The 15,462-nt window shown below is 73.4% G+C and carries 10 protein-coding genes and 1 pseudogene; 9 read left to right on the forward strand and 2 right to left on the reverse strand.

Annotation, left to right across the window (positions count from 1 at the left end):
• Nucleotides 1–478: pseudogene (locus AW16_RS0113205) on the reverse strand (hypothetical protein); the annotation flags it as partial.
• 121 nt (nt 479–599) lie between these two features.
• Here AW16_RS0113205 and AW16_RS0113210 point away from each other — a divergent pair.
• Complete coding sequence (locus AW16_RS0113210) at nt 600–1,898, forward strand: MFS transporter (RefSeq protein WP_231496057.1); 1,299 nt, start codon at nt 600–602, stop codon at nt 1,896–1,898.
• Nucleotides 1,899–1,922: 24 nt separating this feature from the next.
• On the opposite strand, the gene AW16_RS0113215 is transcribed toward AW16_RS0113210, so the two are convergent.
• Nucleotides 1,923–2,303 (reverse strand): DUF1844 domain-containing protein, encoded by a 381-nt coding sequence (locus AW16_RS0113215; RefSeq protein WP_029291109.1) that lies wholly within the window; start codon nt 2,301–2,303, stop codon nt 1,923–1,925.
• Between the two features lie 318 nt (nt 2,304–2,621).
• Between AW16_RS0113215 and infC the strand changes: the two genes are divergently transcribed.
• The 8 genes from infC to AW16_RS0113255 all read left to right on the forward strand — a co-directional run bounded on the left by infC (nt 2,622) and on the right by AW16_RS0113255 (nt 15,372).
• Nucleotides 2,622–3,680, forward strand: a complete 1,059-nt coding sequence (infC, locus tag AW16_RS0113220; RefSeq protein WP_051681942.1) for a translation initiation factor IF-3 — start codon at nt 2,622–2,624, stop codon at nt 3,678–3,680.
• 93 nt (nt 3,681–3,773) lie between these two features.
• Nucleotides 3,774–3,968 (forward strand): 50S ribosomal protein L35, encoded by a 195-nt coding sequence (rpmI, locus tag AW16_RS0113225; RefSeq protein ID WP_029291112.1) that lies wholly within the window; start codon nt 3,774–3,776, stop codon nt 3,966–3,968.
• A gap of 60 nt (nt 3,969–4,028) precedes the next feature.
• On the forward strand, nt 4,029–4,412 hold the full coding sequence (gene rplT, locus AW16_RS0113230; RefSeq protein ID WP_029291114.1) for a 50S ribosomal protein L20: 384 nt from the start codon (nt 4,029–4,031) through the stop codon (nt 4,410–4,412).
• A gap of 92 nt (nt 4,413–4,504) precedes the next feature.
• Nucleotides 4,505–5,353, forward strand: coding sequence for an RNA methyltransferase (locus AW16_RS0113235; RefSeq protein WP_029291119.1), 849 nt, complete (start codon nt 4,505–4,507; stop codon nt 5,351–5,353).
• 40 nt (nt 5,354–5,393) lie between these two features.
• Nucleotides 5,394–6,032, forward strand: coding sequence for an RNA 2',3'-cyclic phosphodiesterase (gene thpR / locus AW16_RS0113240; protein WP_029291121.1), 639 nt, complete (start codon nt 5,394–5,396; stop codon nt 6,030–6,032).
• A gap of 331 nt (nt 6,033–6,363) precedes the next feature.
• A complete protein-coding gene (pheS, locus tag AW16_RS0113245) occupies nt 6,364–7,443 on the forward strand; it encodes a phenylalanine--tRNA ligase subunit alpha (RefSeq protein WP_029291123.1) in 1,080 nt (359 codons plus the stop codon).
• A complete protein-coding gene (pheT, locus tag AW16_RS0113250) occupies nt 7,443–9,995 on the forward strand; it encodes a phenylalanine--tRNA ligase subunit beta (RefSeq protein WP_029291125.1) in 2,553 nt (850 codons plus the stop codon). Before pheS ends, pheT begins: the two co-directional genes overlap by 1 nt.
• A gap of 178 nt (nt 9,996–10,173) precedes the next feature.
• Complete coding sequence (locus AW16_RS0113255; protein ID WP_081861676.1) at nt 10,174–15,372, forward strand: ExeM/NucH family extracellular endonuclease; 5,199 nt, start codon at nt 10,174–10,176, stop codon at nt 15,370–15,372.
• The last annotated feature ends 90 nt before the right edge of the window (nt 15,373–15,462 follow it).

The following is a 15,462-nucleotide window of genomic DNA, read 5'->3' on the forward strand; positions in this document are numbered from 1 at the left end:
GAGCACGTCCGCGTCCGAGGCGCAGCCCGAACCGCTGCGTGGGCACTTCGCGCCCCCACGGCGGCGCGAAGTGCCCACGCAGCGGTTCGGGCTGCGCCTCGGACGCGGACGTGCTCGTGGCGGCCGTGCCGTCCTCCTCGAGCCCGTCGGTGGCGGTCTCGTCGTCCGGGCCGGGCTCGTCGTCGCCGACGCCGAGCCCGTCGCCGAGCCCGTCGTCGAGCCCGTCGTCGGGGCCGTGGTCGGTGTCGTCGCCCTCCGGGCCGCGGCCGCCGGGGTGCTTCGCGTGGCCGTGCCGGACCGCGCGGAGGCCGCCCTCGCCGTCGCCGAGGCCCATGCCCGTGCCGCTCCACAGCCGTGCGACGGGGACGACGGTCACGCCGTGCGACTCGTACGGCTCGCCGAACACGCGCCGCACGCTCGCGGTGTCGGTGGCGGCCGTCGTGAAGGTCACGGGGTCGAAGCGCGGGACGTCTGCCATGGGTTCCTCCTGAGGGGTACGTGCCGACTGCCCCAGCATGGTCCCGTGACGGCTCGCGCGCACGGGTCCCGCGACGGAAATCACGTCGAGGCGGCCGCGGCACCGGGCGACAATGGAGCACATGCTCTCGACGTACGGACCCCTGCTGCGCCTGCCCGGCGTCGCGCGGCTGTACGTCGTGGGCTTCGTCGCCCGCATGCCCGCCTCGATGGTGGGCGTCGCGCTCACGCTGCACGTCGTGACGACGCTCGGCCGCGGCTACGCGCAGGCGGGGCTCGTCGCGGGGGCCGCCACGGTCGGCGCCGCGATCGGCGCGCCGTGGCGCGGCCGGCTCGTGGACCGCGTAGGCCTGCGCCGGGCGATCGCACCGTCGGTCGTCGTCGAGTCCGCGGTGTGGCTCACCGCGCCGCACCTCGGGTTCGAGGCGCTCATGGCGGCGGCGTTCGTCGCGGGCCTGTTCCTGGTCCCGGTGTTCTCCGTGACGCGTCAGTCGCTGTCGGTGCTCGTGCCGTTCCCGCAGCAGCGCTCGGCGTTCGCGCTCGACTCGGTGTGCGTCGAGCTGACGTTCATGCTTGCCCCCGTGCTCTCCGTCGTCGTCGCGACGCAGGTCTCGACGACCGCCGCGCTCACCGTGGTCGGCGCGCTCACCGTGCTCGCGGGCGCGCTGCTGATGTGGGCCAACCCTCCGACGAGGTCGGCGGTGCCGACGCAGGCCGGCGCACCCGGCACGGAGGAGGTGCGCAGCAGGCTGGTCACGGCGCCCCTCGTCGTCGTTCTGCTGGCCGGGCTCGCGGCGTCGTTCGTGCTCGTCGGGACGGACGTCGCGCTGGTCGCTGCGCTGAACGAGGCCGGCCGCTCGTCGGACGTCGGCTGGATGATCGCGCTGTGGGCCGGCGGGTCGGTCGTCGGCGGCCTGGTCTACGGCGCCCGTCCGCGTGCCGTCCCGCCGCTCGCGCTCGTCGCGGTCCTCGGGCTCGCGACGATCCCCGCCGCCTTCGCACCGGTGCCGTTCTGGCTCGCGGTCGCCGTCGTCGTGGCGGGTCTGCCCTGCGCACCCGCGCTGTCGTCGATCAACGCCGCTCTCGTGGCCCTCGTCGACGAGCGACGGCGTGGCGAGGTCATGGGCTGGAGCGGCACGATGTCGACGGTCGGCAACGCGCTCGGGGCACCCGTGTGTGGGTTCGTGATCGACCGGTCGAGCCCGGGGGCAGGCTTCCTGACGGCCGGTGTCGTCGGCGGTGGCATGGCGGTCGTGGGGCTCGGGGTGCTGCGGGTCGCGCGCGCCCGACGCTCGCGGGCCGACTCGCGGGCCGACGACGCCGGTGCACCGGTTCGTGACCGGCGGACGGACCCGTCGACGGACCAGACCGCGCTCGTCCCGACGGAAGAGCCGGCGACCGAGACGGCCGCGCTCGGCTGACGAGCGCGGCCGCCCCGGTCCGCGTCAGACGACGGAGCCGGTGAACTTCTCTCCTGGGCCCTCGCCGGGGGCGTCGGGGTATGCGGAGGCCTCGCGGAACGCGAGCTGGAGAGAGCGCAGCCCGTCGCGCAGCGATCGCGCGTGCTGGTTGCCGATGTCCGGTGCGGACGCGGTGACCAGCGCCGCGAGCGCGGTGATGAGCTTGCGGGCCTCGTCGAGGTCGAGGTACTCGGAACCCGAGCCGTCGGGCCCGTCCTCGGCCAGCCCGCACTTGACCGCGGCCGCGCTCATGAGGTGCACCGCGGCAGTGGTGATGACCTCGACGGCGGCGACGTCGGCGATGTCGCGGGTGGCGTCGGCCGTGTCGTCGTGCGGGTCCTGGTGGGGGAGTGCTGCCTCGCTCATGCGCCCGATCATCGCACCATGCACAGGCCTGCCCCGCGTCGTGCCGGGAGACGGCTCGGTGTCTGCTACCCTGGTCGACGACTGATCCGCTCTGCCATGCCTGCGCGTCCTCGTGACGCACGGGCACGACTGGGCGGAAGCACAAGTGGAGATCCTCCCACCTGGGTCCCTCCCGTACGGCGTGAGCCGTCGACCGGGGCCGGGTTCTCAGTCCGGCCCGTCGGCCTGCCGTCGGGTACGTGCACCGTCCGTCGGTGCGCCTCGGACCAGGGTCGGGCCTCCGCTCGTGCAACCGCACGACGGAGGCCTTCTTCGTACGTGCGGACGTCACGTCGACGACTACCCGAGGAGCACCACATCAGCGAGCCCCGCATCAACGATCGGATCCGCGTCGCCGAGGTCCGCCTGGTCGGCCCCAACGGCGAGCAGGTCGGCATCGTCCGCGTGGAAGACGCACTGCGCCTGGCCCAGGACGCCGACCTCGACCTGGTCGAGGTCGCCCCGGACGCCCGTCCGCCCGTCTGCAAGATCATGGACTACGGCAAGTACAAGTACGAAGCCGACATGAAGGCGCGCGAGGCACGGCGGAACCAGACGAACACGATCCTCAAGGAGATCCGTTTCCGCCTGAAGATCGACCCGCACGACTACGGCACCAAGAAGGGCCACGTCGAGCGGTTCCTCAAGGCGGGCGACAAGGTCAAGGTCATGATCATGTTCCGCGGCCGCGAGCAGTCGCGCCCCGAGATGGGCGTGCGTCTGCTGCAGCGCCTGGCGGACGACGTGACCGAGTTCGGCTTCATCGAGTCGATGCCCAAGCAGGACGGCCGCAACATGGTCATGGTCCTGGGCCCGACGAAGAAGAAGGCGGACCAGAAGCAGGAGCAGCGTCGCGCCGCGCAGGCGGCCGCCGCTCGTGAGGCGAACGCGGCGAAGGCCGCCGAGGCGGCCGCTGCCGCCGACGCGACCGAGCCCGACGCAGCGCAGGCTTCCGCGGCGGTCGAGCCTGTCGTCACGGAGACGGCCCCTGTCGCGGCCGCCGCCACGCAGGCGTCCGTCGAGACGACCGAGGCGCCCGCCCCGGCGGCGTCCGCCGACGAGCCCGTGACGGAGTCCGCGACCGAGACGGTCACCGGATCGGTCACGGAGTCGGTCACCGAGTCGGCCACGGCCGCGAAGCCTGCCCCGGCAGCACCGCGTCCGGCCGCCCCGCGTGCGGCTCCGCGTCCGGCCGCCCCGAAGCCCGCGGCCCGCGCCGCGTCGCCCAAGGCGACCGCGGGATCGACCGGCGTGTCGACCTCGGCGGCCGCCAAGCCCGCCCGCCCCGCACCGCGACCGGCCCCCAAGCCGCGCGCCACGGGCGAGACGAGCGCCTGACAAGAACGACGGACGGGCCGGTCCACCGGCGGGCCCGCACCAGACGAGTCGCACGAGCCCGTGCGATGCGAACGACAAGGAGACACGGCAGCCATGCCGAAGAACAAGACGCACTCCGGTGCCAAGAAGCGCTTCCGGGTCACCGGGACCGGCAAGGTCATGCGTGAGCAGGCCAACGGCCGTCACCTGCTGGAGCACAAGTCGAGCCGCCGCACCCGCCGCATCGCGGGCGACGTGGTCGTCTCCCCGGCCGACACCCCCAAGATCAAGAAGCTGCTCGGTCGCTGACCTCCGGCGGCGCACCAGCGCCCCGGGCCAGCCGAGCCCTAGACCAGCAAGGAGCATCACGTGGCACGCGTGAAGCGGGCAGTCAATGCCCAGAAGAAGCGTCGTTCGACCCTCGAGCGGGCCAGCGGTTACCGCGGCCAGCGCTCGCGTCTGTACCGCAAGGCGAAGGAGCAGGTCACCCACTCCCTCGTCTACGCGTACCGCGACCGCAAGGTCCGCAAGGGCGACTTCCGCAAGCTGTGGATCCAGCGCATCAACGCGGCCTCGCGTGCGCAGGGTCTGACGTACAACCGCCTGATCCAGGGCCTGAAGCTCGCGGGCGTCGAGGTGGACCGTCGTGTCCTCGCCGACCTCGCGGTCAACGACGCCGCCGCGTTCAACACGCTCGTCCAGGTCGCCAAGGACGCGCTGCCGGCCGACGTCAACGCGCCGAAGGCCGCCTGACGCTCGACCCAGCAGCACCCCGCAGCTCCCGCCGCCCGCACCGGGCGACGGGAGCTGCGTCGTCCCGGGCCGCGACCAGGGATGATGGGGCCGTGAGCGAGATCCTCAGCAACCCGCGCGCCGACCGGGTCAAGGCCGTGCGAGCGCTCGCCGGACGTTCAGCACGGCAGCGAGCCGGGCGGTTCGTGGTCGAGGGGCCGCAGGCGGTGCGCGAGGCCGTCGCCGGGTCCGTACGGGTGCACGACGTGTACCTCTCGCAGACCGCGGCGGCACGTTACGACGAGATCGTCGAGGCGGCGTCTGCGCGTGGCGTGCGGGTGCACGTCGGTACCACCGAGGTGCTCGACGCGATGAGCCCGGACGCGCAGGGCGTCGTCGCGGTTCTCGACCAGCTCGCGACGCCGTTCGGCGACGTGCTCTCGGCCGCGCCGCGCCTCGTCGCCGTGCTCGCGCACGTGCGCGATCCCGGCAACGCGGGCGCAGTGGTGCGTGCGGCCGACGCCGCCGGAGCCGACGCGGTGGTGCTCACGGCCGCGAGCGTGGACGTCCACAACCCCAAGGTCGTGCGTTCGACCGCGGGCTCGTTGTTCCACCTCCCGGTCGTCACGGGTGCGGACCTCCCGGCGGCGGTCGACGCGTTGCGGGCCGCAGGCCTCACCGTCCTGGCCGCGGACGGCGCCGGTGAGCACGACCTCGACGACCTGCTCGACGTCGCCGGATCCGCGTCGGGCTCGTCGCCGGCCGTGCTGCCCGACGGCACGCCGGACCTGTCGAGGCCGACCGCCTGGCTCTTCGGCAACGAGGCGTGGGGCCTGCGCGACGAGGACCGGGCACTCGCCGACGCCGTCGTGCGCGTCCCGATCCGCGGCCGGGCGGAGTCCCTCAACCTCGCGACCGCTGCCACCGTGTGCCTCTACGCCAGCAGCCGAGCGCAGCGGTGAGCCGCACGAGCACGACCTGTCGGGCTGGCACCCTGGCCGCATGAGGACGTTCGCCGCGGTGTGGCCGCCCGAGGACGTGCTCGACCACCTCGACCTCGCGCTCGCGACGGTGCGCGGCGGCCCGGCGGGAGCGTCGGGCGCCGTCCGGTGGTCGGCACGTGAGACGTGGCACCTGACCACCGCGTTCTACGGCGACGTCCCGGACGGTGCGGTCGCGGGTCTCGCGGCCGCTCTGCGCGAGGAGTGCTCTGCGCTCGGTCCGTACGAGCTGGCGCTGCGCGGTGCCGGCGTGTTCTCGCACCGGACCGTGTGGGTCGGCGCGACGGGTGCCGTCGACGCGCACCGCGTGCTGACGACGGCGTGCGGGGCGGCAGGGGAGCAGGTCGGTGCGCACGACGACGGTCGTGCGCGCGAGCGTCCGCACCTGACCATCGGCCGGGCACGACCGGGCAGCGGCACGCAGCGCCGTCCGCTGCGGCGACGGTCGCCGCGCGGGCCTGCGCGACCCGGTGAGCCGGTGCCGGACGACCCGGTGGCATCCCTCGTGCGTGCGCTCGCCGTGTACGAGGGTCCGCGCTGGACGGTCGGTTCGGTGCTGCTGGTCGAGTCGCGGCCGGGCGAGGGCCGCGGCGGCGGCCCCTTGTACCGGACGCTCGCAGAGGCACCCCTGCTCGGCTGACACCCACGACCGCGACGTCGCGAGCGGGTGGCTCTGGCTCGTGAGGCGAGCCGGATCCCACCCGATCTCGGTGGTCGTGCGGTCGCGCCGCGTGGGAGGGTGGGCCCATGGTGGTGCGCAGCACGGCGGCGGGTGGTCGCCGATTTCGTCGGCCCGGACCAGGGCCGCGCTGACGCGCACGTGCCGGACCCGCCCCGACGAGGCTGAGCGGTGGACGGCGCACGGGCCCCGGGACGGGCGCCGATAGACTCGACCGCTGGTCGGCGCGCTCGCGCGCGGCCATGGCTCGCGCCCGACGCGGGCCGCCCGATCCACACCCCGGAAGGTCCGGATGTCCGACGACACCCCCACCCTGTCCCCGCTCGACGCCGTGGGCGTCGAGGCCGCCGTGAAGGACGCGCTCGCCGCGGTCGAGGCCGCGCGCGACCTCGACGAGCTGAAGTCCGCGCGCATCGCGCACACGGGCGAGCGCAGCCCGCTCGCGCTCGCCAACCGCGCCATCGGCGCGCTCGCGCCGGCCGACAAGGGCACCGCGGGCAAGCTGCTCGGCGGCGCCCGTGGCCAGGTCCAGCAGGCGCTCGCCGCGCGGCAGGAGGTGCTCGAGGCCGAGCGCGACGCGCGCGTGCTCGTCGAGGAGACCGTGGACGTCACGCTTCCCGCCGACCGTCGTCCGCGCGGCGCGCGGCACCCGCTGGAGATGCTCTCCGAGCGCGTGGCGGACATCTTCGTGGCGATGGGCTGGGAGATCGCCGAGGGTCCCGAGCTCGAGGCGGAGTGGTTCAACTTCGACGCCCTGAACTTCGGCGTCGACCACCCGGCGCGGCAGATGCAGGACACGTTCTTCGTCGCGCGCGCCGACGGCGCGGACGGTACCGACGGTGCCGACGCCGGCCTGGTGCTGCGCACGCACACGAGCCCCGTGCAGGCCCGCACGCTCCTGGAGCGCGAGCTGCCCGTGTACATCGCGTGCCCGGGCAAGGTGTTCCGCACCGACGAGCTCGACGCGACGCACACCCCGGTGTTCCACCAGGTCGAGGGCCTCGCGGTCGACAAGGGCCTGACGATGGCGCACCTCAAGGGCACGCTCGACCACTTCGCGCAGGCGATCTTCGGTCCCGAGGCCCGCACGCGGCTGCGACCGTCGTTCTTCCCGTTCACCGAGCCGTCGGCGGAGATGGACCTGTGGTTCCCGCAGAAGAAGGGCGGCCCGGGCTGGATCGAGTGGGGTGGCTGCGGCATGGTCAACCCCAACGTCCTGCGCGCATGCGGCGTCGACCCCGAGGTCTACTCGGGCTTCGCGTTCGGCATGGGCATCGAGCGCACCCTGATGCTGCGCCACGGCATCGCCGACATGCACGACATGGTGGAGGGCGACGTGCGCTTCTCCACGCAGTTCGGGACGGAGATCTGATGCCCCGCGTTCCCCTGACGTGGCTCGCCGAGCACGTCGAGACCCCCGCCGGCCTCACCGCCGAGCAGCTCGCCGCCGATTTGGTGCGCGTCGGGCTCGAGGAGGAGGCGATCCTGCCCGCCGCCGTCACCGGCCCGCTCGTCGTGGGCGAGGTCGTCGAGCGCACGCCGGAGCCGCAGAAGAACGGCAAGACGATCAACTGGTGCCGCGTCGACGTCGGCGCCGAGCACAACGAGCCCGGTGGCGACCCGCGCGGCATCGTGTGCGGTGCGCACAACTTCGACGTGGGCGACCGCGTGGTCGTCGCGCTGCCCGGTGCGGTGCTGCCCGGGCCGTTCCCCATCGCGTCCCGCAAGACGTACGGGCACGTCTCCGACGGCATGATCTGCTCGGCGCGCGAGCTCGGTCTCGGCGAGGACCACGACGGGATCATCGTGCTGTCGACGCTCGGCATCGACGTGCCCGTCGGCACCGACGCGCGTGAGCTGCTCGGCCTGGGCGAGGAGGTCCTCGAGATCAACGTGACCCCGGACCGGGGCTACTGCTTTTCGATGCGCGGCGTGGCGCGTGAGTTCTCGCACTCGACCGGGGCGTCGTTCACCGATCCCGGGCTGCCCGTGCCGACCGACGAGCGACCCGCGGGCTTCGCGGTCGAGCTCGAGGACGACGCCCCGATCCACGACGTCCCCGGGTGCGACCGTTTCGTCGCCCAGGTGGTCCGCGGCGTGCGCGCCACGGACCCGTCGCCCACCTGGATGCAGCGCCGGCTGCAGCAGGCGGGCATGCGCCCGATCAACCTCGCGGTCGACGTCACCAACTACGTGATGCTCGACCTTGGCCAGCCGATGCACGCCTACGACCTCGCACGGGTCGCCGAGCCGATCGTCGTGCGCCGCGCCAGGACCGGGGAGTCCCTGCGCACGCTGGACGACGTGGTGCGGACGCTCGACCCGCAGGACCTGCTCGTCACCGACAGCCCCGCCGGTCGCGGCGAGCGGATCATCGGCCTGGCCGGTGTCATGGGCGGCGGTGACAGCGAGGTGGGCGACGCGACGAGCGACCTCCTGGTCGAGGCCGCGCACTGGGACCCGGTCACGGTGGCCCGCACGGCCCGACGGCACAAGCTGCCCTCCGAGGCGGCCAAGCGCTACGAGCGCGGCGTCGACCCGCAGCTGCCGCGCGTCGCGGTGGCGCGCGCGGTCGCGCTCCTGGTGGAGCACGGCGGCGGCGTCGCCGACGACGGGCTCACCGACGTCGACCGCACGGTCGTTCCCTCGCCGATCGAGCTGCCCGCCGACCTGCCCGCGCGGCTCGTCGGCGTCCCGTACACGGCCGACGAGGTGAGCGCGACGCTCACCGAGATCGGGTGCGAGGTGCGCGGCGACGGTGACGTGCTGCACGTGCTGCCCCCGACGTGGCGCCCCGACCTGACGGTCGGGGTCGACCTCGTCGAGGAGGTCGCGCGGCTGCGCGGCTACGACGCGATCCCTTCGGTCGTGCCGGCCGCCCGGCCGGGCCTGGGCCTCACGGCCGGCCAGCGCACACGCCGTTCCGTGGCCCGCGCGCTCGCGGACGCGGGGCTCGTCGAGGTGCTGAGCTATCCGTTCGTCGGCGCCGACCAGCTCGACGCCCTCGCGATCGGCCCGGACGACGACCGCCGGCGCGCAGCACGCCTGCTCAACCCGCTCTCCGACGCCCAGCCGCTCATGCGCACCGACCTGCTGACGACGCTGCTCGACACCGCACGCCGCAACGTGGCTCGGGGCGAGAGCGACGTCGCAGTCTTCGAGATCGGCCTCGTCACGCTCCCTCAGCCGGACGCACGCGTGGCCCCCCGGCTCCCCGGAGGCGTGCGCCCGTCCGACGACGACCTCGCCGCGCTCGAGGCCGCGGTACCGCCGCAGCCGCGCCGCGTCGCGGGCGTGCTCGCCGGCCAGCGCGAGCCGGCCGGCTGGTGGGGGCCGGGGCGTCGCGTCGACCACACGGACGCGATCGCCGCCGCCCAGGTCGTCGCGGACGTCGTGGGCGTACCGCTCGGCATCGCGGCGGACGACGCACGTGCACCGTTCCACCCGGGCCGGTGCGCACGGTTGGCGACAGCGGACGGCACCGTCGTCGGGTACGCCGGCGAGCTGCACCCGAACGTGGTGACGGCCCTCGGCCTCCCCGCGCGGGCCGCGGCGTTCGAGGTGGACCTCGACGCTCTGCTCGCCGCGACCGACGGGGCACCGCTGCAGGCGACGCCCGTCTCGACGTTCCCGGTCGCGAAGGAGGACGTCGCGCTCGTGGTCGACGCCGACGTCCCTGCGCGGGACGTCCTGGACGCGGTGCGGGTCGGCGCGGCCGCGAGCGAGGCCGGTGACGTCGTCGAGAGCGTGCGTCTGTTCGACGTGTACACGGGCTCGCAGGTCGGCGAGGGCAAGAAGTCGCTCGCCGTGGCGCTGCGCCTGCGGGCGGCGGACCGGACGCTGACCGCCGCGGAGACGGCGGCCGTGCGCGACGCGGTCGTCGCCGAGGCAGGCCGTCGGTTCGGCGCGACGCTGCGCGCGTGAGCCGGGGCGACGGGGTTCGGTGTGCCGGGCCCCGTCGTCGTCCGCGGTTCACAGCAGTCGTAGGACGAGTTCACAGCATCGTTACCGACCAGTAGTTGCGGCAAATCAGACATTCGTCGGAAGGTGGACCGGGCTGCCACGAGCGGCCTTCCGCGTTCCCGACGAAGGAGTTGCCGACGTGCGTGCTGTCGCGAGGACGGTCGGGGGCGCCACAGCCCTCGCCGTCGTGCTGGCCGGTGGGGTCGTAGGGGCGGGGGCGGCGCAGGCCGCCGTCTCGCCGTCCGCGGCCGTCGTGATCAACGAGGTGTACGGCGGGGGAGGCAACTCGGGAGCCGCGTTCAACCGCGACTTCGTCGAGCTGTACAACCCCGGCGCGAGCGCGGTGTCGCTCGCGGGGTGGTCCATCCAGTACGCCTCCGCGTCCGGGTCGTCGTGGCAGTCCACGGCGCTGAGCGGCTCGATCGCGGCGCACGGCTACCTGCTCGTCGGCGAGGCGACCGGCGCGAACACGACGCTGCCCGGCATCACGCCCGACGTCGACGGGACGCTCGCGCTGTCCGGGACCGGGGGCAAGGTCGCGCTCGCCAGCTCGGCCACCGCTCTCTCGTGCGGCACGTTCTGCTCGTCCGCGGCGGCCGTGGTCGACCTCGTCGGCTGGGGCGCGGCGAACGACAGCGCGGGCGGGCACCCGGCGCCCGCGACGACCAACGCGACGTCGGTCAGCCGGGGCGCGACCCACGCGAACACCGCGGACAACGCGGCCGACTTCACGGCCGGCGCGCCCACACCCCAGTCGTCCACGTCGACCGACCCGGGAGACCCGACGCCGACCGCGCGCACGATCGCGCAGATCCAGGGCGACGGCGCGCAGTCGCCGTTCGTGGGTGACACGGTCGTCACGGACGGAGTGGTCACCGCGGCGTACCCCACGGGCGGCGTCAACGGCTACACGATCCAGACCCCCGGCACGGGCGGCGCGCTGTCCGCTGACCGCACGTCCTCGGACGGCCTGTTCGTGTACTCGTCGGCCACGGTCGGTTCGGTCAAGATCGGCGACCACGTCCGCGTCACGGGCAAGGTCAGCGAGTTCAACGGGCTCACGGAGCTGACGGTGTCGTCCGCGGCGGACCTCGAGCAGATCGACGACGACGCGAGCGTGACGCCGACGACGGGCGCGTGGCCGACCACCGACACGGCACGCGAGGCCATCGAGTCGATGCTCTACCGGCCGACCGGGGACCTCACGGTCACCAACACGTACTCGACCAACCAGTACGGCGAGGTCGGGCTGGCCACCGGCGACCAGCCGCTCCTGCAGCCCACCGACGTCGCACGCCCCGGCACGGACGCGGCGGCCGCGGTCGCCGCCGACAACGCCGCGCGCGGCGTCGTCCTCGACGACGGCTCGACCACCAACTTCCTGTCGGCGGCGAACCAGTCGCAGACCCCGCCGTACATCTCGCTCGAGCACCCGGTGCGCGTGGGGGAGAAGGCCACGTTCACGGCTCCGGTCGTCGTCACCTACCGCAACGGCGCCTGGAAGCTCGACCCGACGTCGCAGGTCACGCCGGGGCACGAGACGGTGACGTTCGAGAACGACCGGACCGCGAAGCCGTCCGACGTGGGCGGCGACGTCGAGGTTGCGTCGTTCAACGTCCTCAACTACTTCACGACGCTCGGTACCGAGAACGCGTCGTGCACGGCGTACAAGGACCGTGACGGCGACGGCGTGACCGTGAGCGGCGGCTGCCCGCAGCGCGGCGCGTGGGACGCGGCCGACCTGGCGCGCCAGCAGGCGAAGATCGTCACGGCGATCAACGCGCTCGACGCTGACGTCGTCGGGCTGCTCGAGATCGAGAACTCGGCGGTCGTCGACGGCCATGCCGACGAGGCGCTGTCGACGCTCGTGGACGCGCTGAACGCGGCGCAGGGCAGCGACGTGTGGGCGTACGTGCCCTCGTCGAGCGAGCTTCCTCCGGTCTCGGAGATGGACGTCATCACCAACGCGATCATCTACAAGAAGGCCGCGGTGGAGCGGACCGGCGCGTCGCACGCGCTCGGGACCCTGAGCTCGGGCGACGAGGCGTTCGCGAACGCACGCGAGCCGATCGCGCAGGCGTTCACGCCGGTGGGCGGCGGCCAGCCGGTGCTCGTCGTCGTCAACCACTTCAAGTCGAAGGGCTCGGCGGGTCCGCTGCCGGGCGACGCCGACACGGGCGACGGCCAGGGGGCGTCGAACGCGTCACGCGTCGCGCAGGCCACCGCGCTGCGCGACTGGGTGCCGACCATCCAGGGGACGACGAAGGCCGTCGCGCTCGTCGGCGACTTCAACTCCTACACCCACGAGGACCCGCTGCAGGTGCTCTACGACGCGGGCTACGTCGACGCGGCATCCACGCTCGCGAAGGACCAGCGCTCCTACTCGTTCGACGGGCTGTCCGGCTCGCTCGACCACGTGCTGCTCAACGACGCCGCGCGGCAGCGGGCCACGGGTGCCGACGTGTGGGAGATCAACGCCGAGGAGTCGATCGCGCTCGAGTACAGCCGGTACGACTACAGCGGCACGCTGTTCTACGCACCCGACCAGTACCGCTCGTCGGACCACGACCCGGTGGTGGTGGGTCTCGACGCGAACGCGGCCCCGGTGGACCTCACGCTCCTGAACATCAACGACTTCCACGGCCGCATCGACGCCAACACCGTGAAGTTCGCGGGCACCGTCGAGCAGCAGCGTGCCGCGGCCGACGGACCGGTCGCGTTCCTGTCGGCGGGCGACAACGTGGGTGCGTCGCTGTTCGCGTCCGCGGTCGCGCAGGACCAGCCGACGATCGACGTGCTGAACGCTCTCGGGCTGCAGGTCTCGGCGATCGGCAACCACGAGCTCGACAAGGGTTGGGACGACCTGCGTGGCCGCCTCCGCGACGCCGCGGACTGGGACTACCTGGGCGCGAACGTGTACGCGAAGGGCACGCAGGACCCGGTGCTCGACGAGTACGACGTGATCGACATGGGCGGCGTCCGCGTCGGCGTCATCGGCGCGGTCACCGAGGAGACCCCTACGCTCGTCTCCCCGGGAGGCATCACCGACCTCGACTTCGGCGACCCTGTCGCGGCGGTCAACCGCGTGGCGGCGCAGCTCACGGACGGAGACGAGTCGAACGGTGAGGCCGACGTCCTCGTGGCCGAGTACCACGAGGGCGCCGGGGCGGGCACGCCGGACGGCGCGACCCTCGAGCAGGAGGTCGCGGCGGGCGGCGCCTTCGCCGACATCGTGACGAAGACGTCGCCGAAGGTCGCGGCGATCTTCACGGGTCACACCCACAAGCAGTACGCGTGGGAGGCCCCGGTGCCGGGCGAGGACGGAGTGACGCGCCCGATCCTGCAGACCGGTTCGTACGGCGAGTTCGTCGGCAAGATCGTGCTGACCTACGACCCGGTGACCGGCGAGGTCACGCACCACACGCAGGTCGACGTGCCGCGCACGACGACGGCGGACGCGGACCTCGTCGCGGCGTACCCGCGCGTCGCCCAGGTCAAGACGATCGTCGACGCGGCGCTCGCGCACGCGAACGAGGTCGGCTCGGTGCCCGTCGGCTCCGTGACCGCCGACATCACGACGGCGTTCAGCGGGGGCTCGTACGTCGGCGGGAAGTACACCGGCGGCACGCGGGACGACCGCGCGAACGAGTCCGCTCTGGGGGACCTCGTCGCGAACGCGCTGCGCGACACGCTCGCCCCGCGGGACCTCGGCGGTGCGGACATCGGCGTCGTGAACCCCGGAGGCCTGCGGGCGGAGCTCCTGTACGCGTCGGACGGCGTCGTGACGACGGCCGAGGCGAACAGCGTCCTGCCGTTCGTCAACAACCTCTGGACGACGTCGCTGACCGGGGCGCAGGTGGTGACGATGCTCGAGCAGCAGTGGCAGACGAACGCCGACGGTTCGATCCCGTCGCGCCCGTACCTCCAGCTCGGCCTGTCGGACAACGTCACGTACACCTACGACCCGGGCGCCGCGCTCGGCCACCACATCACGTCGGTGACCGTCGACGGCAAGGCCATCGACCCGCAGGCGTCCTACCGGATCGGCACGTTCTCGTTCCTCGCGACGGGCGGCGACAACTTCCGCGTCTTCACGTCGGGTACGGGAACCAAGGACTCGGGACTCGTCGACCGTGACGGCTGGATCGCCTACCTGCAGGCGCACCCGGACCTGGCGCCCGACTTCGCCCGCCAGGGTGTCGGCGTCCCTGCCCTGCCCGCGAGCGTGACGGCGGGCGACGAGCTCGCGTTCCCGGTGACGAAGCTCGATCTCACCAGCCTCGGCTCACCGCAGAACACGTCGCTCGACGTCCGGCTCGACGGGACGTCCATCGGCACGACAGCTGTCTCCGGCGGCGACGCGGCGGTCTCCGTGACGGTGCCGGAGGGGACCACTGCGGGCGACCACGTGCTGACGCTCGTGGCGAGCCCGAGCGGCACGACGGTGACGCTGCCGCTCGTCGTGGAGGCGTCGACGCCTCCGGGGACGCCCACGACGACGACGCTCGTCGTGACGGGCGGGAAGAAGGTCGGCCAGACGCAGAAGCTGACGGCGACCGTCTCGCCGACGTCAGCGGGCGGTTCGGTGGCGTTCTTCGACGGCACCGACCAGGTCGTGACGGCCGCGGTGAGCAAGAAGGGAGTCGCGAGGGCGAGCGTCGAGCTGGGAGTGGGGGCGCACAGCCTCACGGCGGTGCTCACGCCGGCCTCGCAGGAGTACGCGGCCTCGACGTCGCCGGCCGTCGACGTCACGATCGGCATGTCGCGCTCGGCGACGTCACTGGTCCTCGCGAGCGGGGAGACGACGTTCGGCACGTCGGTGCGTGCGACCGTCACCGTGGTCGGCACGACCGCGCCGCCCACCGGGTCCGTGCAGCTGCGCGACGGCAGCACGTTGCTCACGACCGTCCCGCTGACCGTGTCCGGGACGACCGGGACGGCGCGGGTGAGCCTCCCGAGGTCGCTCGCGGCGGGGACGCACCGCCTGACCGCGGTGTACCTCGGTTCCGACGAGGTCACGACGTCGACCGGGCGCGCGACGCTCGTGGTGCACGCGGCGGATCCCGCCGTCGTGCTGTCGGTCGACTCGTGGACCGTCCCCGCGGGGAGCAGGCCGACGGTCGGCGTGAAGGTCACCGGTGTCGCGGGTGCGCACGTGCCGACGGGCACGGTCGTGGCGACGCTCGACGGCAAGCGGGTCGCCAAGGGCACGCTCGTCGCGGGGGCCGTGACCCTCGTGCTGCCGAAGGTCAAGGCTGGCGCCACGCTCGAGGTGACGTACCAGGGCGACGACGGCTACGCGCCGGCGTCCGCGAGTCACGCCCTGAAGGTGGTCTGACTCGAGGGCGCCATGGCGGGCCGGTCCCTGTGCGGGGCCGGCCCGCCATTCTCTCGTCAACTCTTGACCGGTACAGACGAAGGATCTACT

Source organism: Cellulomonas sp. HZM, from assembly GCF_000708885.1.
Lineage (GTDB): Bacteria > Actinomycetota > Actinomycetes > Actinomycetales > Cellulomonadaceae > Cellulomonas.

Coding starts and splice junctions, on each gene's coding strand:
- pheT (WP_029291125.1), top strand. CDS start 7,443: ATGCCCCGCGTTCCCCTGACGTGGCTCGCCGAGCACGTCGAGACCCCC.
- pheS (WP_029291123.1), top strand. CDS start 6,364: ATGTCCGACGACACCCCCACCCTGTCCCCGCTCGACGCCGTGGGCGTC.
- AW16_RS0113215 (WP_029291109.1), bottom strand. CDS start 2,303: ATGAGCGAGGCAGCACTCCCCCACCAGGACCCGCACGACGACACGGCC.
- rpmI (WP_029291112.1), top strand. CDS start 3,774: ATGCCGAAGAACAAGACGCACTCCGGTGCCAAGAAGCGCTTCCGGGTC.
- thpR (WP_029291121.1), top strand. CDS start 5,394: ATGAGGACGTTCGCCGCGGTGTGGCCGCCCGAGGACGTGCTCGACCAC.
- AW16_RS0113210 (WP_231496057.1), top strand. CDS start 600: ATGCTCTCGACGTACGGACCCCTGCTGCGCCTGCCCGGCGTCGCGCGG.